The sequence below is a fragment of the Terriglobales bacterium genome, from assembly GCA_035573675.1.
Classification (GTDB): domain Bacteria; phylum Acidobacteriota; class Terriglobia; order Terriglobales; family Acidobacteriaceae; genus DATMAB01.
Genome location: DATMAB010000008.1, coordinates 1 through 24,237, shown reverse-complemented (window position 1 = coordinate 24,237; position 24,237 = coordinate 1). Strand labels below are relative to the sequence as shown.

Here is a 24,237-nt window from a genome sequence, read left to right as displayed (position 1 = left end):
TTCACACGTTACACTCAACACCGAGAGTCATGACACTCAACAAGGTTACAGTGGCGCTCAATGGCCTCATGACCACCGTAGCTAAGGTGATCCGGAACGACTGGAGCCCGGGCGAACTTGCTGGGGAACTTCAATATAGGAATGCTCTTCTGAGCTTTCTAAGAGACGTTGCACCCCAAGCTCACATCGAGCCTGAATACCGCCATATGGGGACAACTTGCGACCTCCACCTGGCATGGCCCGGAATCGTGAATAGGGGTGAGGTTTTCATCGAACTGAAACATAACCTTCGGCAGAAGTCCGAATATGATCGTCTTATTGGACAGATTGAGCAACTGAACCCGCGAAGCAACCAGATTATCGTTGTCTTTTGTGGCGCGGCTACCAGCGATACTCTCGTCAGTCGGTTCCAAGAACGATACCGAGATGTTATCGACTTAGATTTCTTCCCGGGTTTCGGCCCAAACGGTGCACTCACCATCGTGGTCAAGTGCCCCGTCAAGCCTCAGAATTAGGCCATCCGACTACCCTCTAATTGACTTGGACCCAGACTCAAATTGGAAAGGAGTCCCAGTGAAGAAGAACGTCATCCGGCTCGACGAACCGTTCGTTTCACCGGGAGTATTTTGGGTGCCTCAATCAACCGAGACGTTTCCTGCAACTCTCTCCTACACACCTGAGAGCGGCGTGGAATTGCAGGGTGTGACAGGCAGAATTGATCGCTTCTCCTTCCGTGCCCGGGAAATTCCACTGCTGGTCGGCATACTCGCGGACGCAACGCCATGTAGTCTGTCGCGTGTCGAGATGATTAGCGATTCCCAGGCGTGCCAGGCTGGCATTGTGCCAGTTTCAACATCGACCTTCCATGTGGAACTAGCAGTTATCGGTGAAGCAGCGAGTCTTGAAGGACCTTCCACCTTCCACGAAATGCATCTTGGATATACGGCGCTACGGAACATTTGCCCAGTACCTCACATTTCCTCTGAACATGTCGGCGATGATGTAACACTTCGATTTCCCGCGTATCGGGAACCGATTCTCAGCGTAGATGTTGGCACGGTCATGATTCGTTTCCTATTACACCGAATTCTCTCCATAGGCGCTGCCGCACACGGCTCATACGAGTCTGAACTATGCGTTGTTTCGAGCAACCCTCGTCACTTTGACGACTACGAGCCCTACATCGGCCATTTGACAGGTCTGGTCACCCTACTGGCTGGCCAGCATTCGGCACCTCATCTAATCAGGCTCGTGAAACATCCGAATTCAGAGACTAATCGCCCCACCTCCGCCCACGTCTTATTTCATTACATGCATGATTTTCCCGACCGCAAGATTCGCCAACAGTCGGTTGTCACTCTTCGCAAGCTTGGCGATAAGGCTACAAATGTAGTTAGGAATTGGCTTCGAAGTAGTGAAGCTGCACGACGCGTTTTCAATCTCTATCTAGGGACTCTATATGTCGATGCTTATGTCGAATCTCATTTCCTTTCATTGGCGCAAGCAGCTGAAAGCCTCCATCGCGTCTTCCACGACGACCAACCGATACCAGATGATCTTTTCGAGCGTTTGAAGGCAACCCTACGTTCGGCTCTTTGTGACGTGCCCATCCCAACCGAAGTAGCGGAGGCGATATCTCACGGCTTCAATTTTCTAAACCAACTCTCCTTTCAGAATCGATTGGAGCAACTCGTCGAAATGCTCGCGCCAGAGAGTCGGGTCAAGCTGGTCGGCGATCCAGCAGCTTTCGTGCGCACCATCAAACAGACGCGTAACTATCTGACCCACCCCGGCACGGAAAGAAAAGGGAGTGTGTTGACTGAACCTATCGACTATGCTCTGTTTAACCTCCGGTTGGGCGCGTTCTTGCGCTTGTTGATCCTCAGGCTTCTAGGAGCCGAGGAGACTGCTGTGCTTGAACCTGTTTCGTCAGGAGTCGTTTTCTGAATCGTCAATTAGGAGAGCGCCTGCCCCCGTTGGTAACGAAGGCGTTGAAGCTGCGCACGTCGCTTATCGCTTGTTGCTATGCTTCTATTTTTCACTTGACATCCTCGCTATCTCTGCTATATTCGCCTTATGTTCGCCTATGTGACGGGGGAACTTCCGCAACCTGAATCCGCTAACTCCTTTACGGACGAGACTTTACCTGTAACTCCTTTGGATTCCGAGACTCGTCGAGATCTCGTTCCGCAAACCTTTGATTTCACTAGACACCACCCGGGGGAGGGGGTATGACCACACAACAAGAATCTGCTCTCGAAAACGCCCACGACGCTCCCCGCTGCCAGCACGTCCGCTTGAACGGCGTGCGCTGCGGCTCGCCCGCTGTCAGCGGACGCCGTCTTTGCTACTACCATCAGCAGGCTCGCCGTCCTAAGCGGCCCAACTACGACCTGCCCATCATCGAGGACGCCGCCAGCATCCAGTTCGGCCTTGTGCAGGTCATCCGCGCCTTGCAAGACAAGGCGCACGACACCAAGACCTGCGCTCTGCTCATCTACGCCTTGCAGACCGCCAGCGCCAACCTCAAGCAGCTCGCCCGCGAGCAGCAGGAAGCCGAATACATCAACGGCCCCAGCCTCGCTGAGATCATGCTCGACCGCCTCGAAGAAATGGCCAAACAGGACGCCGCCCGCGCCGCCGCCGAAGCTGCCCCCGGCACTCTGCCCAAGTCACCGCCTGCCACCGCCGCCGTCGGCCTGAATCCCCGAACGGAGGCCGCCAGCGACTAAGAGCGTCGGGGCGGTCAACTAGATGGGTATTCCATATTTATGGCGAATGTGAGAAACTGACATCATGAAGCAGGAATCCGTTCGCACCACTGTAGACATTCCGGCCACGCTGTACCGGAAGCTTAAGCAGCAGGCGGCCGCACAGGGACGCTCCGTTCGCGAGCTGATTCTCACCGGCGTGCGCACCACTCTGCTTGAGGGCAAGCGGCCCCGCCCCAGACGCGTCCGCTTCCCGTTGATCGTGTCCAAGGGCCCCAAGGTCGATCTCACGAACGAACAGATCTATGAATACGTTGAATTTCCTTGATGCCAACGTGTGGCTGGCCCTGCTGTGGAGCCGTCATGTGCATTCGGAAAAGGCTCGGGAATGGTTTGAACGCTCAGCCGACGAACAGTTCTTTTTTTGCCGCTTCTCGCAATTGACCGTATTGCGGCTTCTCACCACCGAGAAACTGATGGGCCGGGACGTCAAGAGCATGGCTCAGGCCTGGGATCTCTGGGACCGGGTGCAAGCGGACAGCCGCATCGCATTCTTGCCGGAGCCGGAAGGCATCGAGCCGGAGCTTCGTGCTCGCTCCCGCCTTTCCACCCGCTCCCCCAAGGTGTGGGCAGATGCCTACCTGCTTGCCTTCACTGCCGTAGCTGGCGTGAAGCTGGTGACTTTCGACCGCGCGCTTCTGTCGCGGGGAGTGGAGGTCTTGGTGCTTTGAGCACGCAACCCAACACTGGCTGCCGCCTACTGAGAACCGAGAACTGAGAACTGGCTGAGTGCTGACTGCTGATTGCTGAGTGCTAGAATAGGCAATGGCCATCCCACCGAGCGTGAGCGCGCACAAATGATCCATTTCCCTGTTCCCGAGGCCCTCACCTTCGACGACGTGTTGCTCTTGCCGGCGCGTTCCGACGTAGTCCCGGCCAAGGCCGATACGCGGACCCGGCTCACGCGCAACATCACGCTCAACATCCCGCTGATCAGCGCCGCGATGGACACCGTGACCGATTCACGCCTGGCCATCGCGCTGGCCCAGCAGGGCGGCATGGGCGTGATCCATCGCAATCTCTCCATCGAGGAGCAGGCCGGCGAAGTGGACAAGGTGAAGCGCTCGGAGAGCGGCATGATCGTGGACCCCATCACCATCCCGCCCGACGCCAAGATCTCCGAAGCCCTCGAGCTGATGCGCCGCTACAAGATCTCCGGCGTGCCGGTCACCAAGAACAAGAAGCTGGTCGGCATTCTCACCAATCGCGACCTGCGCTTCGAGACCCGCACCGATATCCCGGTCAGCAAGGTGATGACCAAGGAAAAGCTCATCACCGTTCCTGTGGGCACCACGCTCGAGGAAGCCGAGAACATCCTGCACGAGCATCGCGTCGAAAAGCTCCTGGTCGTGGACAAGAACGACGTCCTCAAAGGCCTGATCACCGTCAAGGACATTCAGAAAAAACTCAAGTATCCGAACTCCTCCAAAGACGCGCAGGGACGCCTGCGGGTGGGCGGCGCCGTAGGCGCTACCGGCGACTTCCTGGAACGCGCCCAGGAGCTGGTGAAAGTGAAAGTGGACGTGCTGGTGGTCGACTCCGCGCACGGCCACTCTTCCCGCGTGATGGACGCAGTGAAAACGCTGAAAGCGAAACTGCCGGAGATCGACGTGATTGCCGGCAACGTGGGCACGTTCGACGGCGCCTGCGAGCTGGCCAAGTGCGGCGCCGACGCCTTGAAGGTCGGCATCGGGCCGGGCTCCATCTGCACCACCCGCATCGTCACCGGCGCGGGCGTGCCCCAGGTCACCGCCATCGCCGAATCGTATCGCGCCGTCAAGGACGCCGACATCCCGCTCATCGCCGACGGCGGCATCAAGTATTCGGGCGACATCACCAAGGCCCTGGCCGCCGGCGCCAGCGTGGTCATGATCGGTTCGCTGTTCGCCGGCACCGACGAGAGCCCGGGCGAGACCATCCTCTACCAGGGCCGCTCCTTCAAGTCCTACCGCGGCATGGGGTCGCTTGCCGCCATGGGCGCCGGCTCCGCCGAACGCTACGCCCAGCCGACCGATGGCGACGCCTCGCCCGCCTTCGAGATGGACGAGGAAGCCAACCGCCTGGTGAAGTACGTCCCGGAAGGCATCGAGGGCCGCGTGCCCTACAAGGGGCCGCTGGCCGCCATGGTCCACCAGCTGGTCGGCGGATTGCGCTCCGGCATGGGCTACTGCGGCTGCGCGAGCATCGCCGAACTGCAGCAGAAGGCGCGCTTCGTACGCATCTCCGGCGCCGGCCTGCGCGAAAGCCACGTGCACGACGTCATCATCACCAAAGAGGCGCCCAACTATCGCCTCGAGTAAGCCCCAGGTGGACGAGCAAGCGGCGGCCCCTCCGGCCGGCCCGAAGCGCTCTTTTTTTCACATCGCCGCGCGCCACTGGCTTCCGCCGCTCTTCTGGATGGCCGCGATTCTCTGGGCCTCCGGCGATCAGCTCGGCGGGGAAACCACTGGCCCCTGGGTGAAGTGGCTCATCACCACGCTGTTCGGCGCAGTCAGCGACGTCAAGATCGACCTGATCCACCGTGCGCTGCGCAAGCTGGGCCACGTGGTCGCCTACGGTTTGCTGAGCTGGCTGGCGTTGCGGGCCGCGCGCGCCACCGCGCAGGAGCACCGCGCCGATCAGCCGCGCTGGAAACTGCGTTGGGCGGTGCTCGCCCTGGGCATTGTGCTGCTGACCTCTGGTTCCGATGAGCTGCTCCAGAGCTACACCAAAGAGCGCACCGGAACCTTTCGTGACGTGGCCCTGGATTGCTTCGGCGCCATTCTGGCGCAGGGAGCGCTGCTGGTTGCGGCGAAACGGAAGAGGTAGGGAACAGTTCACAGTTCACAGTTCACAGTTCCCGGTTCTCAGTCCTCAGTTCTCGGACTACGCATCACGAGCATCACTGCTGAGACGATGGCCAGGCCGGCGGAAAGATAGAAGGGCAGTGCTGCGCCGAAACGGTCCCAGAGGAAACCGGTGATCAGGCTGGCCAGCAGCGTGGCGATGCTGGTGACGAAATACAAGATGCCGAAGGCGCGTCCGCGAACCTCCGGCGCGATGGTCTCGGCCACCAGCGCGCGCAGCACCGGACTGGTGAGGGCGTAATACAGGCCGTAGCCGCCCATCATGAGCCAGAGCAGCAGATGCGAGGGCGCGGCGGCGAAGACGGCGTAGACCACGGCGAACACGAGATAGCCGGCTGCGGCCAGCGCGCGCCGCGAAACGCGGTCGCTCAGGCGGCCCGCAGGCCAGGAAGCGGCCGTGTACACGAGGTTGAAAACCAGTCCCAGCAAGGGCGCGTAGACCGGCGCGATGCCCGCCTGCTGCGCGCGCAGGATGAGGAACATGTCGCTCGAGTTGCCCAAAGAAAAGAGCGTGATCGCGGCCAGCATCCAGTAGAAGCTGGCGGGAAGCGCAGCGGGATCGGCCGATGCTTCGGCCTTCGGCGCACCTGTGGCGGTCGTGACCGAACGCGGCGCTCCGGTCTCTCGGGCCAGCATGGCAACCACCGCGATGCTGAGCAGTCCGGGAACCGCTGCGGCCCAGAACACGCCGCGCAGAGAGAAGTGAGAGAGGATGGCGAGTGCGAGCAAGGGTCCGGCGATGGCGCCCGCGGAATCCATGGCCTGCAGCAGGCCGAAGCTTGCGCCCAGGCGCCCGCGCGGCACCGATTCCGCCAGCATCACGTCGCGCGGCGCTCCGCGCAAGCCCTTTGCCGTGCGGTCGGCAAAGCGCACCACCAGCACGTGGTGCCACGACGTCGCCAGCGCGAGCAGCGGCTTGGCTAGGTTGGCCACCGCGTAGCCGAACACAACCAGCGGCTTGCGCCGCGCGAAGCGATCGGTGAGGTAGCCGGAAAGGAGCTTGGAGAATGACGCTACGCTCTCGGCGATGCCTTCGATGATGCCCAGTTGGGCCGGTCCCGCGCCCAGCGTGGAAAGGAACGCAGGCAGCACCCAGTACGACATCTCGGTCGCAGTGTCGTTGAGGAACGACGTGGCGCCGAAGACGCGGACATTGCGCTCCGCGCGCGGGTCAGCGGGCATGCACGATTTGTATCACGCGGAAAAAGAAAAGCGCACCCGAGTTCGGGTGCGCTGGAAGATCGGACTCGCGGTGAAGCCTATTCTTTCTTGTCCGTGCCCTCTTCGGCAGGCGGTTGCGCTTCGGCTTCCTCCATGGCTTTCTTGGTCGCCTCGGCGCGCCTGGCACGGGCTTCCGCGCGTTTCTCGCGTTTCTGCTGCTGCAGCTTCTCGCTGCCCAGCAGCTCGATGAAACACTTCTCGCCGCCGTCTCCCTGCCGCCAGCCGGAGCGAATGATGCGCAGGTATCCGCCGGAGCGGTCGCCGAATCGGGGCGCAATGTCGAACAGCTTGCGGACCGACTCGGGAGTCATGAGCCAGGCCGCGGCGTGCCGGCGCGCGGCCAGATCGCCCTGCTTGCCAAGGGTGATCATGCGCTCGACGTGCGGACGCATGGCCTTGGCCTTGGGCACCGTGGTCTCGATGCGCTCCTCGAGAATGAGCGAAGTCACCAGGTTGCGCAGCAGAGCGCGGCGGTGACTGGTATTGCGCCCGAGCTTCCAGCCTCCTCTACGATGACGCATGGTCGGTTCCTCGGTATCCCTTTCTAGCGGCGGTTGGCGTCGCCGGCGACGGCATTGCCCTGCTCATCGATCTTCATTCCCAGGCTCAGGCCCATGGTGCCCAGGATCTCCTTGATCTCGTTGAGCGACTTGCGGCCAAAGTTCTTGGTCTTGAGCATTTCCGCTTCGGTCTTCTGCACCAGCTCGCCGATCGTCTGGATGTTGGCGTTCTTGAGGCAGTTGTAGCTGCGCACGGAGAGCTCCAGCTCTTCGACGGAGCGGTTAAGGTTCTCGTTGCGGATGACCGGCCGGTGGTCGTCGGCGGCGGCTTCGGTTTCGATCTCCTCCTCGAAGTTGATGAAGATGCTCATGTGGTCCTTGAGCAGCTTGGCGGAGAGACCGATGGCATCGGCGGGCGAGACCGAGCCGTTGGTCCAGACTTCGAGCGTGAGCTTGTCGTAATCGGTGATCTGGCCGAGGCGCGCGGCCTCGACGGTGTAGTTGCACTTGCGCACCGGCGAATGCACGGAATCGATGGGGATGAAGCCGATGCCCAGATCTTCGTCGAAGTTCTTGTCGGCGGAGACGTATCCGCGACCGCGCTTGAGGCGCATCTCCATGTCCAGGCGCCCGCCCTCGCTGACGGTGGCGATGTAGACGTTCTTGTCGAGCACCTCGACGTCGCCATCGGCCTCGATCATGCCGCTGGTGACGACGCCCGGCTTTTCGGCGCGCAGGTAGATGGCCTTGGGGCCGTCGCCGCTGAGCTTGAACGGCACCTGCTTGATGTTGAGGATGATGTCGGTGGCATCCTCGACCACGCCGGGGATGGACTGGAACTCGTGCAGCACGCCCTCGATCTTGACCGCGGTGACGGCTGCGCCCTCGATGGAGGAGAGCAGCACGCGCCGCAAGGCATTGCCGATGGTGGTGCCGAAGCCGCGCTCGAACGGCTGGGCGGTGAAGCGTCCGTAGCGGTCGGTCAGGGTTTCAACGTCGGCCGCGAGCCTTTTCGGTTTCTGAAAACCTTTCCAAAGCATTTCGATGTCACTCCTGTGTGGAACCAGTTGTCAGTGGCCAGTGGTCAGTGGCCAGTTAGTCCTATTTTGAGTAAAGCTCAACGATCAGCTGCTCGTTGACGGGCAGGTTGATGTCTTCGCGCTTGGGCAAAGCCAGGACCTTGCCCTTGAGCGCGGCGCGATCCAGCTCCAGCCACGCGGTAGCGGGCTGGTGGCTGGTGAACTCCACGGCCTGGGCGATGACGGGCATCTGGCGGCTGGCCTCCCGCACTTCCACCTGGTCGCCGACGGCGACCTGGAAGGAGGGGATGTTGACCTTGCGGCCGTTGACGGCGATGTGGCCGTGGCGCACCAACTGGCGGGCCTGGCGCCGCGACTGGGCGAAGCCCAGGCGGAAGACCACGTTGTCCAAACGGCGCTCGAGCTGCTGGAGCAGCATTTCGCCGGTGACGCCCGGCTTGCGCGCCGCCTTCTCAAAGTAATTGCGGAACTGCTTCTCCAGAGTGAAATAGATGCGCTTGGTCTTCTGCTTCTCGCGGAGCTGCAAACCGTAGCCGACGATCTTTGCGCGGCGGTCCTTGCCGTGCTGTCCGGGAGCGAAGTTGCGCTTTTCCACCGGGCACTTCTCGGAAAAACACTTTGCGCCCTTGAGGAAAAGCTTCATGCCTTCGCGGCGGCAGAGACGGCAGACCGCGCCTGTGTAACGTGCCAAGTCAGTTTCTCCTTCCTTGTTTCAGGTGCCGATCAGTTTACGGAGCCTGGCGCTCTTTCTTCCTGATCCGAAATCAGTGGCCAGTGATCAGTGATCAGTGGCCAGTCAAACAAACCGAATCAAACCCTTCTCCGCTTGGGCGGGCGGCAGCCGTTGTGAGGGATGGGAGTGACGTCGCGTATGCTCCGCACTTCCAGCCCGGCGGCGGCCAGGGCGCGGACGGCGCTCTCGCGTCCGGAACCCGGCCCGCTGACGCGGACGTCGACGGTACGCAGGCCGTGCTCGCGGCTGGCGTTGGCGGCGTTCAAGGCCGCCTGCTGCGCAGCGAACGGAGTGCCCTTGCGCGAGCCGCGGAAGCCCATGGAACCGGCGCTCTTCCAGGAGATGACGCGGCCATCGGGATCGGTGATGGTCACGATGGTGTTGTTGAAGGTCGCCTGGATGTGGACCAGCCCGTAGGGCACGTTCTTGCGCTCCTTCTTCTTGAACTGCTTGCGCTTGCCCTTCTTTTCCTTTTCCGGGGCGGCCGGGGCGGCGCCGCCTGCGGGTGCGGCAGGTGTCTTGGCCATAGGTTAGGTCTTCGCCGTGGCTTTCTTTTTCGCGGCCACGGTGGCGCGGCGCGGACCCTTGCGGGTGCGCGCGTTGGTATGCGTGCGCTGCCCGCGCACGGGGAGGCCCTTCCGGTGACGCGAGCCGCGATAGGAGCCGATCTCGATAAGGCGCTTGATGTGCATGGCGACGTCCTTGCGCAAGTCGCCTTCTACGCCGCCTTCGCTCTCGATCACCTGGCGGATGCGGTTGACCTCGTCTTCCTGGAGGTCCTGGACTTTCTTCATGGCGTCCACGCGGGCCGCGTCCAGGATGCGGCGCGCGCGCGAGTTGCCGATGCCGTAGATGTAGGTCAGCGCGATGTCCACGTGCTTGTTGCGCGGGAGGTCAACGCCTGCGATGCGTGCCATGCTTTACCTCAGCTCCTTAGTACCTAGTACTCAGTACCCAGTACCCAGTTAAAGACAACGCCATATTCATCCCTGGCGCTGCTTGTGTTTCGAGTTGACGCAGATCACCCGCACCACGCCGCGGCGGCGGACGATCTTGCACTTGTCGCAAATCTTCTTGACGGCGGCTCGAACTTTCATAAACCAGTTCTCAGTTCTCGGTTCTCAGTTCTCAGTTCAGGTACCCAGTACCTAGTAGCCAGTTGCCAGCAAAACCAAAACAGAAGCTACTTATAGCGATAGACGATGCGGCCGCGGGTCAGGTCGTACGGGGAAAGCTCGACCGCGACCTTGTCGCCGGGGAGAATGCGGATGAAGTTCTTACGCATCTTGCCGGAGACGTGCGCCAACACCTGATGCTTGTTCTCCAGCTCCACGCGGAACATGGCGTTGGGCAGTGATTCGAGCACCGTTGCCATGACCTCAATCGCGTCCTCTTTGCCCATTCGCTCCTTTGCTCGATATTCCCTGGCGTTGCTCCCTAGAGATCCTTCGCTTCCCTCAGGATTTCGCCAGCGGGCTCCCGCTCGTCCGCCTGTGGCGGACTCACTCACGCCCGCTGAACGGCTCAACCTCAATCGCGTCTTCTTTGCCCGCCGCTCGTGTTGGTGGCGCCCTCCTATTGCCGGCTCGCGTTGCTCGCCGCCAGTCGGGCACGACTCTGTTCGCTTCCCTACCCAGGGCTTGCTCGTCCGCCTACGGCGGACTCACCGCCCTGGGCTATTCTCTTCCGCACCTGCGGCGCTTGGGCGCTGCTAGATACAGCGTACCGTTCGAAGCGACACTGCTTACGAAAGGTATTTTTCTAGTTGAAGCCCTTTGTCAAGACCAAGGGCCCTGAAGTCGTAATCGCCACGCAGTCCTCGAAATGGGCTGAACAGCTTCGATCCGCAGTCACGGCTGTCCAACCATCCTCCAGAACTCTCGAAAGGGAAGTACCCATCGAAACCATCGGTTCGATGGCCAGAACCATGCCTTCGGTCAGGAGGTGGCCCTCTTCCGGAACGCCATAGTTAGGAACTTGTGGCTCTTCGTGCAATTGCTTGCCAATCCCGTGTCCGACAAAGTCTTTAATCACATAGAAGCCATGTTGCTGGACATGCTGCTGGATTGCAAAACTAATATGGCCGACGCGATTGCCAACCCGCGCCTCACTTATTCCCTTTTCCAGCGCTTCCCGAGTCACGTCAATCAGCCGTTGAATCCGAGGCTCAACCTCCCCCACGGGGAGAGTAACCGCAGCGTCGGAATAGTAGCCATCAACCCTCACTCCACAATCTATCGAGATGATGTCGCCTTCTCTGAGTCTCTTACCTTCTCGCGGAATGCCGTGGACAATCTCTTCGTTGATCGAAGTACACAAATAACAGGGATAGTTTCGATACCGATAGAATGCAGGCTTGACGCCAAGTTCCCGGATTTTGCTTCTAGCAATGCGTTCCAGTTCGAATGTGTTAATACCAGGCCGAACCGCCGCTGCGACAGCGTCGAGTACAGTGCGTAGGGCAATGCCTGCACTTTTCATCCTCCGGAGCTTCTCCCGAACATCTGGACTCGTGCCAGCAACCGGCGCCTGAAACTGTCCTGTGATTCTCTCTGGCAAGCTCCTCACTCCAAGGTGAACTCTACTCCTCACAAAGTATGGCCGCTCTGCCGCATCTTCTCCAGTTCGGCGGGCGACTTACGCACAATCGACATGCTCCAACACTCCCAGGGTCTCACCCGTGACCTTATCGGCGGCCTGATCGCCATTGACCTCGCGCAGGCGTCCCGTGCCGCGGTAATAGTCGGTCAAAGGCAGGGTCTGCTTCTCGTAGGCCTTGAGGCGTTCCCTGATCACTTCTTCGCGGTCATCCTTGCGGAGGACCAGCTTGGTACCGTCCACATCGCAGGTATCGGCGACACGCGGGGGCTGAAAGTAAATGTTATAGATGCGCCCGCAGGCGGGACAGGAGCGACGGCCCGTAAGCCGTTGCATCAGTTGATTATATCCGACCGCCACGTTGATGACAATGGGCGGGCGGCGGCTGGGGCGCGAGGCGGGAAAGAAATCACCGGAAAGCAGCTTGTCGAGCCACTCGGCCTGGCCGACGGTGCGCGGGAAGCCGTCGAGGATGAAGCCGCGGTCGCAATCGGGCTGCTTGAGCCGCTCGGCCACCATGTTGCAGACCAGCTCGTCGGGGACCAGGCCGCCGCCATCCATGATGGACTTGGCCTGCTTGCCCAGGTCGGTGCCGCGGGCAACGTTGTCGCGCAGCAGGTCGCCGGTGGAGAGCTGGGGAATGGCATAGTTCTCGGCAATGATTTTGGCCTGGGTGCCCTTGCCGGCGCCGGGCGCACCCAGCAGGATGACAGGACCGATGGGACGGGACTTGGGATCGCTCATCTTGGCTGCCTCCGCGTGCACGGCTACCACGCCCTGCGGCCGCGGATGCGACCGCTGCGCGGCGTGAAACCGTCATAATGCCGCATGATGAGGTGCGATTCGATCTGATTCACCGTATCCATGGCCACGCCCACGACGATGAGCAGCGAAGTCCCCCCGAAATAGAAGTTCAGACCCAGGCCGTTCAAGACCCAGTTGGGCATGCGCTCGAAGAACGCGCCCAAAGCGCCGGGGAGATGGTGCAGGTGAATGCCGGTGATGAGAAACTCCGGAATGAGCGAGATGATGATGAGATAGAGAGCGCCCACCAGGGTGAGGCGGGTGAGGATGTCGTTGATGTGGTTCTCCGTCCAGCGGCCCGGGCGGATGCCAGGCACGAACCCGCCGTACTTGCGCATGTTGTCGGCCACTTCCCGCGGATTGAAAACGATGGAGATGTAGAAGTAGGCAAAGAAGATGATGCCGGCGGCGTAGAGCACGTTATAGAGCGGCTCGCCCCAATTGAGAGCGTTCAGGATAGGAGCGATGTAACGGTTGTCCTTGAAGGCGAGGCCGATGGTCTGGGGGAAGGTGATGATCGAGGAAGCGAAGATGACGGGCATGACGCCGCCGGCATTGACGCGCAGCGGGAGATGGGTGGACTGTCCGCCCATCACCTTGCGTCCGATGACGCGCTTGGCGTACTGCACGGGAATGCGGCGCTCGCTGCGCTCGACATAGACGATAAAAGCCACGACCGACAGCATGAGCACCAGCAGGATGGCCATGGCGGGCACGGTGAATCCGCCCCAGGCCTGGGTCTGGGCCTTCTGCAACAGGTCGGCAATCCCACCCGGCAGGCCGACCACGATGCCGGCGAAGATGAGCAGGGACATGCCGTTGCCGATGCCGCGTTCGGTGATCTGTTCGCCCAGCCACATGATGAAGGCGGTGCCGGTAGTGAGAGTGAGCACGGTGAGCAGGATGAAGGCGGGGCCGGGATTGATGACCAGGCCCTCGCCGCGCTGCAGCGAGAGCGCGATGCCGAGCGACTGCGCCGCACCCAGAATGACGGTGAGGTAGCGCGTCCACTGGGTAATCTTGCGCCGGCCCAGCTCGCCTTCCTTCTGCAGGCGGGCCAGCGGCTCATAGACCACGGTCAGCAACTGCAGAATGATGGAGGAGGTGATGTAGGGCATGATGCCCAGGGCGAACACCGTCAGCCGGCGCAGGTTGCCCCCGCTGAACAGGTCGAGGTAGCCGAAAATCGTGCCTTCCTTGCCCTCGAAGAAGCGCTGCAAGGCGGCAGAGTCGATGCCGGGCGTGGGGATGTGCGCGCCCAGGCGGTAGACGGCCAGCAGCGCCAGCGTGAACAGGACACGCTTGCGGAGGTCGGGAATGCGGAAGATGTTGGCGAGCTTTTCGAACATAAAACAGTTATCAGTGGCCAGTGGTTAGTGGCCAGTCAAAAAAACAAAACCAAAAACAAGCCCTAATCAACTGCACGCGAGCCATCTAGCTGGCGGCGACCAGCTCCGCTTTGCCGCCGGCTTTCGTTATTTTCTCGGCGGCAGATTTGGAGAACTTGTGGGCGCGGACGGTGAGCGCGGTCTTGAGTTCGCCCTCGCCCAGGATCTTGACCGGCAGCGCGCGGCGCACGACGCCGGCCTTGTGCAAGGTCTCAGGCGTAATGGTGGTCTCGCCCAGCGCCGCCAGGCGCTCCAGGTTCACCACCGCATACTCGGTGCGGAAAATATTGGTGAAGCCGCGCTTGGGCAAACGGCGCTTGAGCGGGTTCTGGCCGCCCTCGAAGCCGCGCGCGCGGCTGTAGCCGGTGCGGGAAAGCTGCCCCTTGTGTCCGCGCCCGGAGGTCTTGCCGGTTCCTGAACCCATGCCGCGGCCCACGCGCTTGGGATTGCGCCGGGCGCCCCTGGGTCTCTTGAGTGTCGAAAGATTCATGGCGTTTCCTTTAGCGTGCGGCTCCGTCCACAATGTGCACCAGGTGCGGCACGGCAGCCACCATGCCGCGGATGGCGGCGGTGTCTTCGCGCTCGATGACCTGGTTCAGGCGGGTAAAGCCCAGCCCGCGGATGACGGCCTTGTGCTTCCTGGGCGCCTGGATGGCCGAACGCACCCACTTCAGGCGCAGGGTACCGGATTTTTTCTGACTCTTGGCGCTCATGCTCACAGCTCCTCAGCCGCTTTGCCGCGCAGGGTGGCGACTTCGGCGCGGTCGCGCAACTGGCGCAGAGCGTCGAAGGTGGCCTTGACGACGTTGTGCGGGTTGGCGGTGCCGATGGATTTGGTGAGCACGTTCTGCACACCCGCCGAAGTCATCACGGCCCGCACCGCGCCGCCGGCGATGACGCCGGTGCCTTCCGGCGCCGGCTTGAGCAGCACCATGCCGCTGCCGAAGCGTCCCAGCACGGCATGCGGGATTGTGCTTTGCGTGAGGTGGACCTTGACCAGGTTCTTCTTGGCGGCCTCGATGCCCTTGCGGATGGCCTGGGGCACTTCGCGAGCCTTGCCCGAACCGTAACCCACCACCGCGGCCGTGGGATCACCCACCACCACCAGGGCCGCAAAGGACAGGTTCTTGCCGCCCTTGACGACCTTGGTGACGCGATTGATGGAAACCACCTGGTCCTTCAACTGGAACTGACCTGCGTCGAGTCTTTTCTTGGCTGCCGGCATCCGCTCTCTCAAAATTGGGCTAGAACTGCAATCCTGCTTCCCGGGCGGCATCGGCCAGGGCTTTGATGCGTCCGTGGTAAAGGTAACCACCGCGGTCGAACACGACCTTGGAGACGCCCTTCTCCCTAGCGCGTTCGGCCAGGCGCTTTCCGACGGCCTTAGCGGCAGCGACGTTGCCGCCGGTGGGCCGCGAACCTTTGCCCTTGCCGCCTTCGGAACCCTCCAGCGAGTTGGCGGCCACCAGGGTGACGCCATCGAGGTCGTTGATGAGCTGGGCGTAGATGTGGTTCAGCGAGCGGTAGACGTTCAGGCGCGGCCGCTCGGCCGTCCCCATCAGCTTGCGGCGGATCCGCTGGTGGATGCGCTGCCGCACAGCATTCTTGGAAGGTTTGGCGATCATTTCGTTCTTACCTCCTTGCGAAGCCCAGGGCTAAAGCCCGTCTGCAATCGCTCCTAACGCCGGGCTAAAGCCCGGCTCTCCCACCGGCTTCAAAACTTAGATCCTTCGACTCGCCTCCGTCGCGACGCTCCGTCGGCTCGCTCAGGATGACGGCAGCGGGCTCCCACTCGTCTCGCTCCGCTCGCCTCGCTCACGCCCGCTAAGCGCCGTCATTTGGCTCCTGTCTTGCCGACCTTCTTCTTCAGGCGCTCGCCGACGTAGCGGACGCCCTTGTTTTTGTACGGGTCGGGCGGGCGGAGGCCGCGCATGTCGGCCGCCACCTGGCCCACCTTCTGGCGATCGATGCCGCTGACGGTGAGGCGCGTCTGCTTGGCGTCAATGGCAACGCTGATGCCCGAAGGCAGCGGAAACTCGATGGGATGCGAATATCCCAGGCTGAACACGACCGTGTGCTTGCCCTTGAGCTCGGCGCGGTAGCCGATGCCGACGATCTCCAGCTCCCTGGTCCAGCCCTGGGTGACGCCGTTGACGGCATTCTGCACGAGGGCACGCGCCAGCCCGTGCACGGCGGCATGCTGGTCGCTTTCGCGCACGGCCTGCAGGAATCCGTCTTTCTTTTCGACCCGGATGCCGGCGGGCAGGGCGGTTTCCAGCGTGCCCTTGGGACCCTGGACGGCGACCACGTTGCCCTTGACTTCGATCTTCACCCCGGCGGGGATGGCGATGGGCTTTTTCCCGATTCTCGACATAGCGTTTCTCGCTTCGCGACGCGGTTACCAGACCTCGCAGAGAACCTCACCGCCGACGCCCTCGCGGCGCGCGCGACGGCCGGTCATGACGCCCTTGGGCGTGGTGAGGATGTTGATGCCCATGCCGCCCAGCACGCGCGGGATCTCATTGCGTCCGACGTAGACGCGACAGCCGGGGCGCGAAATGCGCGCCAGGTGGGAGATCACGCTCTCGTTGTCCGGGCCATACTTCAGATGCAGGCGCAGGAGGCGGCGTCCGCCTTCCTCCACCAGCTTGAAGTTGGCGATGTAACCCTCTTCCTTGAGGATGCGGCAGATCTCCTGCTTCAGCCGGGAAGCGGGCACATCGAGCTTGGAGTGGCGGGCACTGGCGGCATTGCGAATGCGCGCCAGCAAGTCCGCGACCGGGTCGGTGACACTCATCGTTATCTTTACCTCACTCGGGCCGCCCGCCCCCAGAGGGCAAGCGGCGTTCGAATTCGTCGTGACTGCGTACTTCCGTTCTTACCAGGACGACTTGGAAACACCGGGGATCTCCCCCCTCAGCGCCAACCCGCGGAAACAAAGCCGGCAAATGCCGAACTTGCGCAGGAAAGCACGCGGCCTTCCGCACAGACTGCAGCGGTTGTGCCGGCGGGTGGAGAACTTCGGCTTCTTCTTCGCCTTGGCGACATGTGATGTTCGGGCCATGAGTTCCTATTGGTTCATTGAATCGAATTGAGTCATTGAATCATTTGAAAACCAAATTCACCCTCTAAACGGCATGCCCAGATGCTTGAGCAGGGCACGGGCCTCGGCGTCGCTCCTGGCGGTGGTGACGATGGTGACGTTCATGCCCTTGAGCTTATCCACCTTGGCGTAGTCGATCTCCGGAAAAATGAGCTGCTCGCGCAAGCCCAGCGTGTAGTTGCCGCGCCCATCGAAGGAGCGCGTGGAGACGCCGCGGAAGTCGCGCACGCGCGGCAGGGCGATGTTCACCAGCCGGTCGAAGAACTCGTACATGCGGTCGCCGCGCAGCGTGACCATCACGCCGATGGGCATGCCGCTGCGCACTTTGAACGCCGCAATGGATTTCTTGGCGCGGGTGACCACCGGCTTCTGGCCGGTGATCTGCGTCAGCTCGTGCACGGCCGGGTCGAGCACCTTGACGTTCTGCGTCGCTTCACCGACGCCCATGTTGACGACGATCTTCTCCAGACGCGGCACCGCCATGGGGTTCTTGAGGCTGAACTCCTTCATCAGGGCCGGAGCCACTTCGGTTCTGAACTTCTCTCGTAGTCGGGCTGGCATAAGTTCCGCTCTTAGCTTCTAGCTCTTAAGCTTTGCGGCTTTGCCGTAGCGCCGCGGACGCCCGCGGACACACGGAAACCGGCTCATTTATCTAACGTCGTACCGCACTTGCGGCAGACGCGCACTTTGCGGTCGCCGCGGTGATCATGGCCGATGCGCACCGGCCCGCAGGTGGAACAGACGAGCATGACGTTGGAGATCGAAATGCGGCTCTCCTGCTCGGCCACGCCTCCCTTGATGTTGCGCTGCGGGTTGGGGCGGACGTTCTTCTTGACCATGGCGACGTGCTCGACCAGCACCTTGCGGTCGTTGGGAAAGACGCGGAGCACGCGCCCCTCCTTGCCCTTGTCGCGCCCGGTGATGACCCGCACGGTGTCGTTGCGCCGAATGTCTACGCGTACGTGCATAAAAGCTGCTGGCTCCTGGCTTGAAACCGTTTCTCGCTTCTCGTTTCGCGTTTCACATTCCCACGCCTCAGAGCACTTCCGGGGCGAGGGAGACGATCTTCAAGAACTTTTTCTCGCGCAGCTCGCGGGCGACCGGTCCGAAGACGCGGGTGCCGACGGGCTCGCCGGCCTCGTTGATCAGCACGGCGGCGTTCTGGTCGAAGCGGATGTAGGTGCCGTCGCGGCGGCGGTGCTCCTTGCGGGTGCGGACCACGACCGCCTTGACGACTTTGCCCTTCTTGATCTGGCTGTCGGGCGAGGCCTCCTTGACGCTGGCCGTGATCACGTCGCCCAGACCGGCCGAGAGCCCGGTGTGCCCGCCGAGCGGCAGAATCATCTGCAGCTTGCGGGCGCCGGAGTTATCGGCCACCTCGAGCATGGAACGCATCATGACTGCCATGGTGTCATCTCCCGTACGGCCGCCGATCAGGAAGCCTGGGCCTCCTCGATGCGCTCGGGCACCAGCGCCGAGCGACGCACAATCTCCTTGAGCCGCCAGCGCTTCAGGCGCGAGAGCGGGCGGGTCTCCTCGATACGCACGATGTCGCCCACATGCGCCTGCCCTTTCTCGTCATGGGCGTAGAACTTCTTCGAGCGCTTCATGACGCGACGATAGAGCGGGTGCGCTTTCTGGCTGGTCACTTCGACCACGATGGTCTTTTGCATCCTGGTGGAGACCACTTCGCCGACGCGGACCTTGCGCGCCTCGACGTGGCTGGCTGCTTCCTGCGTCATCGCTTACCTCTTCTCCGTTCCGACCGATTCGAGGCCCAGCTCGCGGGCGCGCTGGATGGTCTTGACACGCGCCAGGTTGCGCCGCAGCTCCTGGATCTTCTTGAGGCTTTCGGTCTGGCCCATCTTCAACTGAAACTTCAGGCGGAAAAGCTGGTCCTGAATCTCGCGCTGCTGGTGCGCGAGCTCGGCCGGAGAGAGGTTGCGGAACTTCTCCGCGCGCCGGTTCTCATGACGCAGGACCGGCGTGGCCGGCCGGGCCTCGCTCTTGCGCCGCGCTGCTCGCTTCAATGCCATGGCTCTCCTCCGCCTCAGTGCGCTCCCGCGCGTGAAACCATCCGGGTGCGGAGCGGGAGCTTGTGCGCCGCCAGGCGCAGGGCTTCCGCGGCCTCACTCGCGGTGACGCCTTCCATCTCGAACAGGATCTTGCCCGGCCGCACGACCGCCACCCAATGGTCGGGCGCGCCCTTGCCTTTGCCCATACGGGTCTCGGCCGGCTTCTTGGTCACGGGCTTGTCCGGAAACAGGCGCAGCCACACCTTGCCGCCGCGCTTGACGAAGCGGGTCATGGCGACGCGGCTGGCTTCGATCTGCCGGTCGGTGATCCAGCCGGGCTCGAGCACCTTGAGCCCATAGTCGCCGAAGGCGAGCTCGCTTCCGCGCCAAGCCTTGCCGCGCATGCGTCCGCGCTGCTGCTTGCGGTACTTGACCTTCTTGGGCATCAGCATGTCGCCGTTCTCCTAGAACCCCGCCGCCTGCGGCTGGCGCTTCTTCTGGCCGAGGATCTCGCCCTTGTAGATCCAGCACTTCACGCCGATGACGCCGTAGGTGGTCTTGGCCTCGCTGAAGCCGTAATCGATATCGGCGCGCAGGGTGTGCAGCGGCAGGCGGCCCTGCAGATACCATTCCGAACGCGCGATCTCATTGCCGTTCAGGCGCCCGCCGACGCGCACCTTGATGCCCTTGCAGCCGAAGCGCAGGGCGGAATCCACGGCCTTGCGCATGGCGCGCCGGAATCCGACGCGCTTTTCCAACTGCAGCGCGATGTTCTCGGAGACGAGCTGGGCGTCGAGTTCCGGCTTGTGGACTTCCTGGATGTCGATGTAGATCTCGCGCGAAGTGCGCTTCTGCAGCTCCTGCTTGAGCTTGTCGATCTCCGCGCCCTTGCGCCCGATGATGATGCCCGGCCGCGCGGTACGGATGATGATGCGCAGCTTGTTGCCGGGACGCTCGATCTCGATGGAACTGACGCCGGCGCTCTTGAGCTTCTCCTTGAGCTCGGCCTTCAGCTTGACGTCCTCGAGCAGCAGCTTGTCGTAGTCGCGCTCCACGAACCAGCGCGATTTCCACGGCTTGTTATACCCAAGCCGGAATCCGTATGGATGTACTTTCTGTCCCATGTGCTCCTCTATTTCTTCTTTGCCTTCTTGGCGGCAACCGTTCGGGAGGCGGCTGCGGTTTTACCGGCTGGCTCGTCCTTCCGTCCCCGTTCGGCGAGCGCGATTTCGATATGCGCCATGCGCCGCTGATAACGGTAGGCTCGGCCCATGGGCGCCGGGCGGATGCGCTTCATGCGCGGTCCTTCGTTAGCCACGGCGCGCTTGACGTACAGCCGGTCCAGGTCGACGTCCATGCCCTTTTCCTGGCTGAGGTAGCTGGCATTCTGGATGGCCGAGTGCAGCACCTTGCTGACGTCGGACACACAGCCCTTGCGGGTGAACGCCAGGGTGTTGAGCGCGTCTTCCACCTGGCGTCCCTGGATGAGGTCGAGCACCAGGCGCGCCTTCTGCGGCGAGACGCGAACGTATTTTGCTTCCGCTCGAAATTCCATTTCTGCCTCTATGCCTTGGGCGCCGCCGGGGCCGCCGGAGGAGCCGCCGCACCGCCGCTGGGAGCCGAGGGCACGATGGCTCCCGGTCCGCCGGGCACGCCGGCGGGCTTGGCCACGGTTTCCGTGGCGGCCTTCATGGAGTGCGCCTTGAAGATGCGGGTGTGGCTGAACTCGCCCAGCTTGTGCCCCACCATGTTCTCGGTGATGTAGACCGGAATGAACTTCTTGCCGTTGTGGACGGCCAGGGTATGGCCGACCATTTCCGGCACCACGGTGGAGCGTCGCGACCAGGTGCGCAGCACTTTCTTTTCATTGCGCTGGTTCATGGCCTCGACGCGCGCCAGGAGCCGCTGCTCAACGTAAGGTCCTTTTTTGGTAGAACGCGCCATAAAGTCAGTTTCCAGTTTCCAGTTTCAGGTTTCCAGCTCCCGGATCCAGCCTCATCCCGAAGGACGACGGCGCAACCGCGCCGGCTTGCCCGTCGTGCATCACTTCGTTCTCCGTTGCACGATGAAGCGGTCCGTGCGCTTGTTGTTGCGAGTCTTGTAGCCGCGCGTAGGCTGGCCCCAGGGCGTGACCGGGTGGCGACCGCCGCTGGTCTTGCCCTCGCCGCCGCCGTGCGGGTGGTCCACCGGGTTCATGACCACGCCGCGGTTGGTGGGACGGATGCCCATCCAGCGCTTGCGGCCGGCCTTGCCGATGGCGATGTTCTCATGGTCCAGGTTGCCGACCTGGCCGATGGTGGCCATGCAATCCACCAGCACTTTGCGGGTCTCGCCGGAAGGCAGCTTGATCAGCGCGTAGTCGCCTTCCTTGGCGACCAACTGGGCGGCGCCGCCGGCAGAGCGCACCATCTGCCCGCCTTTGCCGGGACGGAGCTCGATGTTGTGGATCGTGGTACCGGGCGGAATGTTGCGCAAGGGCAGCGCGTTGCCCACCAGGATATCGGCCTCCGGGCCGCTCACCACTTTCTGGCCGACTTCCAGCCCCAGCGGCTGCAGGATGTAGCGTTTCTCGCCGTCGGCGTACTCGAGCAGGGCGATGCGCGCCGAGCGATTGGGATCGTACTCGACGGAAGCGACGCGGGCCGGCACGCCGGCCTTGTCACGCTTGAAGTCGATGAGGCGCAGCTTGCGCTTGTGTCCGCCGCCGCGATGCCATACGGTGATGTCGCCCGCATTGCGGCGTCCGCCGCTCTTCCTCAGCGGTTCCGTCAGGGGCTTGTACGGACGATCCGTGGTCAAGTCATCGTTCGCGAGCGTGGTTTGCACGCGTCGCGTTGCGGTGACCGGTCTGTAAGTCTTAATCGCCATAAAATTCGCTCTTGGCTCTTAGCTACGTCTTCCTTCTCTGGCCACTGGCCACTGACGTCACATGTTCTGCGCGTACTCGGGCATCTTTTCGCCCGCCTTCAGCCGGACAAAGGCCTTCTTGAAGTCAGGCCGGTAGCCGGCGAAGCGCCCGCGCCGGCGCTCCTTGCCGGGGAAGTTTGCGGTACGCACCGAAGCCACCTTGACCTTGAAGATGGCCTCGACGGCTTCCTTGACCTCGGTCTTGGTGGCCTTCGGGGCGACCTCGAAGACCAGCGTGGCCTGGGTCTCTTTCACGCCCAGGCCTTTTTCCGTGATGACCGGGCGGCGGATGATCTGGTAGGCCGACTTCATCAGGCCACCTCCTGCGCCCGGCGCCGCGAGGCGGTGCGCTTGAGCGACTGCTGCAACTTCTCGAGCGCGGTGCGCGCGAAGATGGCGCGGTCGTAACGCAGCAGGTGATAGGGATGCACCTGATGGCCGCGCACCATCTCCACCCCCTCGAGATTGCGCGCGCTGAGCTCGAGGTTACGGTTCTCGGCCGTGCCATCCACGATGAGCGCGGTCTTTTCGACCTGCAGGGCGTCGAGCGCCTTGCGGAATTCCCTGGTCCTGGGCTTTTCGAGTTCGAAGTTCTCGACCACGGTCAGCTTGCCGTCTTCGAGCTTGGCGGCTAGGGCCGAGCGCAGCGCGCCCTGCAGCTTCTTGCGCGGGAACGCGAAGTCATAGGAGCGCGGCACGGGGCCGTGCACGGTGCCGCCGTGCCGCCAGATGGGCGAGCGGATGGAGCCCATGCGGGCGCGTCCGGTGCCCTTCTGCCGCCACAGCTTCTTGCCCGAGCCGGCTACTTCGCCGCGGCCTTTGGTCTTGTGGGTGCCGGAGCGCTGCGCGGCGCGGAAATGTCGCACGGCCTCCCACAGCAGGGCGGCGTTGACGCGGCCGAAGACCTCGTCGGCCAGCTCCATGCTGCCCACTTTCTTGCCGCTCAGATCGAGAACGTCGATTTTCGCCATAACGATTCCGTTAACGCTTCTTGCCCGCCGCCGCCTTCTTGGCCGCCTTCAGCGGGTCCACGGAGGCGCTCTCGACGAAACCGCGGTGCTCGCGCGGCGGCTTCAGAGCCTTGGTGATGACCACGTAGCCGTTCTTCGGGCCGGGAACGGCGCCTTCGACCACCAGCAGGTTTTCTTCCAGGTCGACACCCAGCACGCGCAGGTTACGCACCGTGACGCGCTGGTCACCCATGTGTCCGGACATGCGCTGGCCGCGGAACACGCGCGATGGGAACGACGAGGCGCCGATCGAGCCCTGCACCTGGAACATGTGGCCGTGCGACTTGGGTCCGCCGCCGAAATGGTGGCGCCGCACCACGCCGGCGAAGCCGCGTCCCTTGCTGGTGCCGGTGACATCCACGTATTTCTCGCCCTGGAAAATGTCCACCAGGACGCGGTCGCCGGCCTTGACCTTGTCGCCCTCGCCCGCCATCTCCACCGGCACTTCCCGCAGGAAGCGCATAGGAGGCAGGCTGTTCCTGGCCAGGTGTCCGCGCTCGGGCTGGGAGAGCCGGCTCTCTTTGACGAACTCGACCAGGCCGATCTGCGCGGCGTCATAGCCGTCGCGCGCCGCCGTCTTGCGCTGGGTGACGATGCAGGGACCGGCCTGCAGCACGGTGACCGGGTGGACGTCGCCCTGGTCATCGAAGAGCTGCGTCATGCCGACCTTTTTTCCGAGGATGCCGTTGATCATTGTTCCGCTTCCTGCTATCCGCTTTCCGTGTTCAGCTTCCAGCCGCTAGCTGGTAGCTAGAAGCTAGCGGCTTACTTATGTTCCTTCCCGAAGGCTTTGATCTCCACGTCGACGCCGGCGGGGAGGTCGAGCTTCATGAGCGCATCCACGGTCTGTTGCGTCGGCTCGAGGATGTCGAGCAGGCGCTTGTGGGTGCGGATCTCGAACTGCTCCCGCGACTTCTTATCCACGTGCGGCGAACGCAGCACGCAATACTTGTTGCGCACCGTGGGCAACGGGATGGGTCCCGCGATCTGCGCGCCGGTGCGGCGTGCGGTGTCGACGATCTCGCTGGTCGACTGGTCCAGCACGCGGTAGTCGTACGCCTTCAGACGGATGCGAATTCTCTCTTTTCCAATCACTCTGTTTCCTCAAAGATCATGCGGCAAGCCGCCCCAGGGGCTGGACTACCGCGGCCGATGCTGCACCTACTTCAGGATCTCCGTCAGGGTGCCGGCGCCCACCGTGCGTCCGCCCTCGCGGATGGCGAACCTGAGCCCCTTCTCCAGGGCCACCGGCGTGATCAGCTCCACTTCCAGGTTCACGTTGTCCCCCGGCATCACCATCT

General features: G+C 62.6%; 38 protein-coding genes. 7 read left to right on the top strand and 31 right to left on the bottom strand.

Annotated elements, in window-relative coordinates; all coding sequences use genetic code 11:
* Positions 1–29: 29 nt before the first annotated feature.
* The 7 genes from VNK82_01975 (at position 30) to VNK82_01945 (ending at position 5,579) form a co-directional block, all read left to right on the top strand.
* Entirely contained in the window at positions 30–515 is a 486-nt protein-coding gene (locus VNK82_01975; protein ID HXE89711.1) for a hypothetical protein, read from the top strand.
* A gap of 58 nt (positions 516–573) precedes the next feature.
* Positions 574–1,947: a HEPN domain-containing protein gene (locus tag VNK82_01970; protein HXE89710.1), complete on the top strand. Its 1,374-nt coding sequence runs from the start codon at positions 574–576 to the stop codon at positions 1,945–1,947.
* Positions 1,948–2,231: 284 nt separating this feature from the next.
* Positions 2,232–2,732, top strand: a complete 501-nt coding sequence (locus tag VNK82_01965) for a hypothetical protein (protein ID HXE89709.1) — start codon at positions 2,232–2,234, stop codon at positions 2,730–2,732.
* Between the two features lie 64 nt (positions 2,733–2,796).
* On the top strand, positions 2,797–3,039 hold the full coding sequence (locus VNK82_01960) for a hypothetical protein (GenBank protein HXE89708.1): 243 nt from the start codon (positions 2,797–2,799) through the stop codon (positions 3,037–3,039).
* Complete coding sequence (locus VNK82_01955; protein HXE89707.1) at positions 3,017–3,442, top strand: TA system VapC family ribonuclease toxin; 426 nt, start codon at positions 3,017–3,019, stop codon at positions 3,440–3,442. Before VNK82_01960 ends, VNK82_01955 begins: the two co-directional genes overlap by 23 nt.
* 126 nt (positions 3,443–3,568) lie before the next feature.
* Positions 3,569–5,071: an IMP dehydrogenase gene (gene guaB / locus VNK82_01950; GenBank protein ID HXE89706.1), complete on the top strand. Its 1,503-nt coding sequence runs from the start codon at positions 3,569–3,571 to the stop codon at positions 5,069–5,071.
* Between the two features lie 97 nt (positions 5,072–5,168).
* Entirely contained in the window at positions 5,169–5,579 is a 411-nt protein-coding gene (locus VNK82_01945; GenBank protein ID HXE89705.1) for a VanZ family protein, read from the top strand.
* 38 nt (positions 5,580–5,617) lie between these two features.
* Here VNK82_01945 and VNK82_01940 read toward each other — a convergent pair whose 3' ends face one another.
* From VNK82_01940 to rpsJ, 31 genes are all read right to left on the bottom strand, one after another.
* The gene (locus VNK82_01940; GenBank protein HXE89704.1) at positions 5,618–6,799 is read right to left on the bottom strand and encodes an MFS transporter; all 1,182 of its coding nucleotides are present in this window, start codon (positions 6,797–6,799) and stop codon (positions 5,618–5,620) included.
* A gap of 77 nt (positions 6,800–6,876) precedes the next feature.
* Positions 6,877–7,359 (bottom strand): 50S ribosomal protein L17, encoded by a 483-nt coding sequence (rplQ, locus tag VNK82_01935; protein ID HXE89703.1) that lies wholly within the window; start codon positions 7,357–7,359, stop codon positions 6,877–6,879.
* Between the two features lie 23 nt (positions 7,360–7,382).
* Positions 7,383–8,378, bottom strand: a complete 996-nt coding sequence (locus tag VNK82_01930; GenBank protein ID HXE89702.1) for a DNA-directed RNA polymerase subunit alpha — start codon at positions 8,376–8,378, stop codon at positions 7,383–7,385.
* Positions 8,379–8,439: 61 nt separating this feature from the next.
* Positions 8,440–9,069, bottom strand: a complete 630-nt coding sequence (gene rpsD, locus VNK82_01925; GenBank protein ID HXE89701.1) for a 30S ribosomal protein S4 — start codon at positions 9,067–9,069, stop codon at positions 8,440–8,442.
* A gap of 119 nt (positions 9,070–9,188) precedes the next feature.
* Positions 9,189–9,638, bottom strand: coding sequence for a 30S ribosomal protein S11 (gene rpsK, locus VNK82_01920; protein ID HXE89700.1), 450 nt, complete (start codon positions 9,636–9,638; stop codon positions 9,189–9,191).
* A 3-nt stretch (positions 9,639–9,641) separates the two neighbouring features.
* On the bottom strand, positions 9,642–10,028 hold the full coding sequence (gene rpsM, locus VNK82_01915) for a 30S ribosomal protein S13 (GenBank protein ID HXE89699.1): 387 nt from the start codon (positions 10,026–10,028) through the stop codon (positions 9,642–9,644).
* 66 nt (positions 10,029–10,094) lie between these two features.
* Complete coding sequence (gene rpmJ / locus VNK82_01910) at positions 10,095–10,208, bottom strand: 50S ribosomal protein L36 (protein ID HXE89698.1); 114 nt, start codon at positions 10,206–10,208, stop codon at positions 10,095–10,097.
* Between the two features lie 86 nt (positions 10,209–10,294).
* Complete coding sequence (gene infA / locus VNK82_01905; GenBank protein HXE89697.1) at positions 10,295–10,513, bottom strand: translation initiation factor IF-1; 219 nt, start codon at positions 10,511–10,513, stop codon at positions 10,295–10,297.
* Between the two features lie 359 nt (positions 10,514–10,872).
* Positions 10,873–11,679 carry a type I methionyl aminopeptidase gene (gene map, locus VNK82_01900; GenBank protein HXE89696.1) on the bottom strand — a complete coding sequence of 269 codons (807 nt, stop codon included), beginning with the start codon at positions 11,677–11,679 and terminating at the stop codon, positions 10,873–10,875.
* Between the two features lie 69 nt (positions 11,680–11,748).
* Entirely contained in the window at positions 11,749–12,453 is a 705-nt protein-coding gene (locus tag VNK82_01895) for an adenylate kinase (GenBank protein HXE89695.1), read from the bottom strand.
* A 23-nt stretch (positions 12,454–12,476) separates the two neighbouring features.
* Complete coding sequence (gene secY, locus VNK82_01890; GenBank protein ID HXE89694.1) at positions 12,477–13,862, bottom strand: preprotein translocase subunit SecY; 1,386 nt, start codon at positions 13,860–13,862, stop codon at positions 12,477–12,479.
* Between the two features lie 85 nt (positions 13,863–13,947).
* Positions 13,948–14,391: a 50S ribosomal protein L15 gene (gene rplO, locus VNK82_01885; protein ID HXE89693.1), complete on the bottom strand. Its 444-nt coding sequence runs from the start codon at positions 14,389–14,391 to the stop codon at positions 13,948–13,950.
* Between the two features lie 10 nt (positions 14,392–14,401).
* Positions 14,402–14,614, bottom strand: a complete 213-nt coding sequence (gene rpmD / locus VNK82_01880) for a 50S ribosomal protein L30 (GenBank protein HXE89692.1) — start codon at positions 14,612–14,614, stop codon at positions 14,402–14,404.
* Between the two features lie 2 nt (positions 14,615–14,616).
* Positions 14,617–15,126, bottom strand: a complete 510-nt coding sequence (gene rpsE / locus VNK82_01875; GenBank protein ID HXE89691.1) for a 30S ribosomal protein S5 — start codon at positions 15,124–15,126, stop codon at positions 14,617–14,619.
* Between the two features lie 19 nt (positions 15,127–15,145).
* Entirely contained in the window at positions 15,146–15,526 is a 381-nt protein-coding gene (gene rplR / locus VNK82_01870; protein ID HXE89690.1) for a 50S ribosomal protein L18, read from the bottom strand.
* 209 nt (positions 15,527–15,735) lie between these two features.
* Positions 15,736–16,275, bottom strand: coding sequence for a 50S ribosomal protein L6 (gene rplF, locus VNK82_01865; protein HXE89689.1), 540 nt, complete (start codon positions 16,273–16,275; stop codon positions 15,736–15,738).
* 24 nt (positions 16,276–16,299) lie between these two features.
* Positions 16,300–16,698, bottom strand: a complete 399-nt coding sequence (gene rpsH, locus VNK82_01860; GenBank protein ID HXE89688.1) for a 30S ribosomal protein S8 — start codon at positions 16,696–16,698, stop codon at positions 16,300–16,302.
* A 324-nt stretch (positions 16,699–17,022) separates the two neighbouring features.
* Positions 17,023–17,565 (bottom strand): 50S ribosomal protein L5, encoded by a 543-nt coding sequence (rplE, locus tag VNK82_01855; protein ID HXE89687.1) that lies wholly within the window; start codon positions 17,563–17,565, stop codon positions 17,023–17,025.
* An 83-nt stretch (positions 17,566–17,648) separates the two neighbouring features.
* Positions 17,649–17,972, bottom strand: a complete 324-nt coding sequence (rplX, locus tag VNK82_01850) for a 50S ribosomal protein L24 (protein ID HXE89686.1) — start codon at positions 17,970–17,972, stop codon at positions 17,649–17,651.
* Positions 17,973–18,039: 67 nt separating this feature from the next.
* Positions 18,040–18,411: a 50S ribosomal protein L14 gene (rplN, locus tag VNK82_01845; GenBank protein ID HXE89685.1), complete on the bottom strand. Its 372-nt coding sequence runs from the start codon at positions 18,409–18,411 to the stop codon at positions 18,040–18,042.
* A gap of 26 nt (positions 18,412–18,437) precedes the next feature.
* Positions 18,438–18,746 carry a 30S ribosomal protein S17 gene (gene rpsQ / locus VNK82_01840; protein HXE89684.1) on the bottom strand — a complete coding sequence of 103 codons (309 nt, stop codon included), beginning with the start codon at positions 18,744–18,746 and terminating at the stop codon, positions 18,438–18,440.
* Positions 18,747–18,749: 3 nt separating this feature from the next.
* Positions 18,750–19,040, bottom strand: coding sequence for a 50S ribosomal protein L29 (gene rpmC, locus VNK82_01835; GenBank protein ID HXE89683.1), 291 nt, complete (start codon positions 19,038–19,040; stop codon positions 18,750–18,752).
* A 14-nt stretch (positions 19,041–19,054) separates the two neighbouring features.
* On the bottom strand, positions 19,055–19,471 hold the full coding sequence (gene rplP, locus VNK82_01830; protein HXE89682.1) for a 50S ribosomal protein L16: 417 nt from the start codon (positions 19,469–19,471) through the stop codon (positions 19,055–19,057).
* A gap of 12 nt (positions 19,472–19,483) precedes the next feature.
* Entirely contained in the window at positions 19,484–20,143 is a 660-nt protein-coding gene (rpsC, locus tag VNK82_01825; GenBank protein ID HXE89681.1) for a 30S ribosomal protein S3, read from the bottom strand.
* Positions 20,144–20,151: 8 nt separating this feature from the next.
* On the bottom strand, positions 20,152–20,574 hold the full coding sequence (gene rplV / locus VNK82_01820; GenBank protein HXE89680.1) for a 50S ribosomal protein L22: 423 nt from the start codon (positions 20,572–20,574) through the stop codon (positions 20,152–20,154).
* Positions 20,575–20,582: 8 nt separating this feature from the next.
* A complete protein-coding gene (gene rpsS, locus VNK82_01815) occupies positions 20,583–20,963 on the bottom strand; it encodes a 30S ribosomal protein S19 (protein ID HXE89679.1) in 381 nt (126 codons plus the stop codon).
* A 99-nt stretch (positions 20,964–21,062) separates the two neighbouring features.
* Positions 21,063–21,887 carry a 50S ribosomal protein L2 gene (gene rplB, locus VNK82_01810; GenBank protein HXE89678.1) on the bottom strand — a complete coding sequence of 275 codons (825 nt, stop codon included), beginning with the start codon at positions 21,885–21,887 and terminating at the stop codon, positions 21,063–21,065.
* 57 nt (positions 21,888–21,944) lie between these two features.
* Positions 21,945–22,238, bottom strand: coding sequence for a 50S ribosomal protein L23 (locus VNK82_01805; GenBank protein HXE89677.1), 294 nt, complete (start codon positions 22,236–22,238; stop codon positions 21,945–21,947).
* Positions 22,238–22,897, bottom strand: a complete 660-nt coding sequence (rplD, locus tag VNK82_01800; GenBank protein ID HXE89676.1) for a 50S ribosomal protein L4 — start codon at positions 22,895–22,897, stop codon at positions 22,238–22,240. Before rplD ends, VNK82_01805 begins: the two co-directional genes overlap by 1 nt.
* Before the next feature lie 10 nt (positions 22,898–22,907).
* Entirely contained in the window at positions 22,908–23,630 is a 723-nt protein-coding gene (rplC, locus tag VNK82_01795) for a 50S ribosomal protein L3 (GenBank protein ID HXE89675.1), read from the bottom strand.
* A 71-nt stretch (positions 23,631–23,701) separates the two neighbouring features.
* The gene (rpsJ, locus tag VNK82_01790) at positions 23,702–24,031 is read right to left on the bottom strand and encodes a 30S ribosomal protein S10 (GenBank protein ID HXE89674.1); all 330 of its coding nucleotides are present in this window, start codon (positions 24,029–24,031) and stop codon (positions 23,702–23,704) included.
* Between the last annotated feature and the right edge of the window lie 206 nt (positions 24,032–24,237).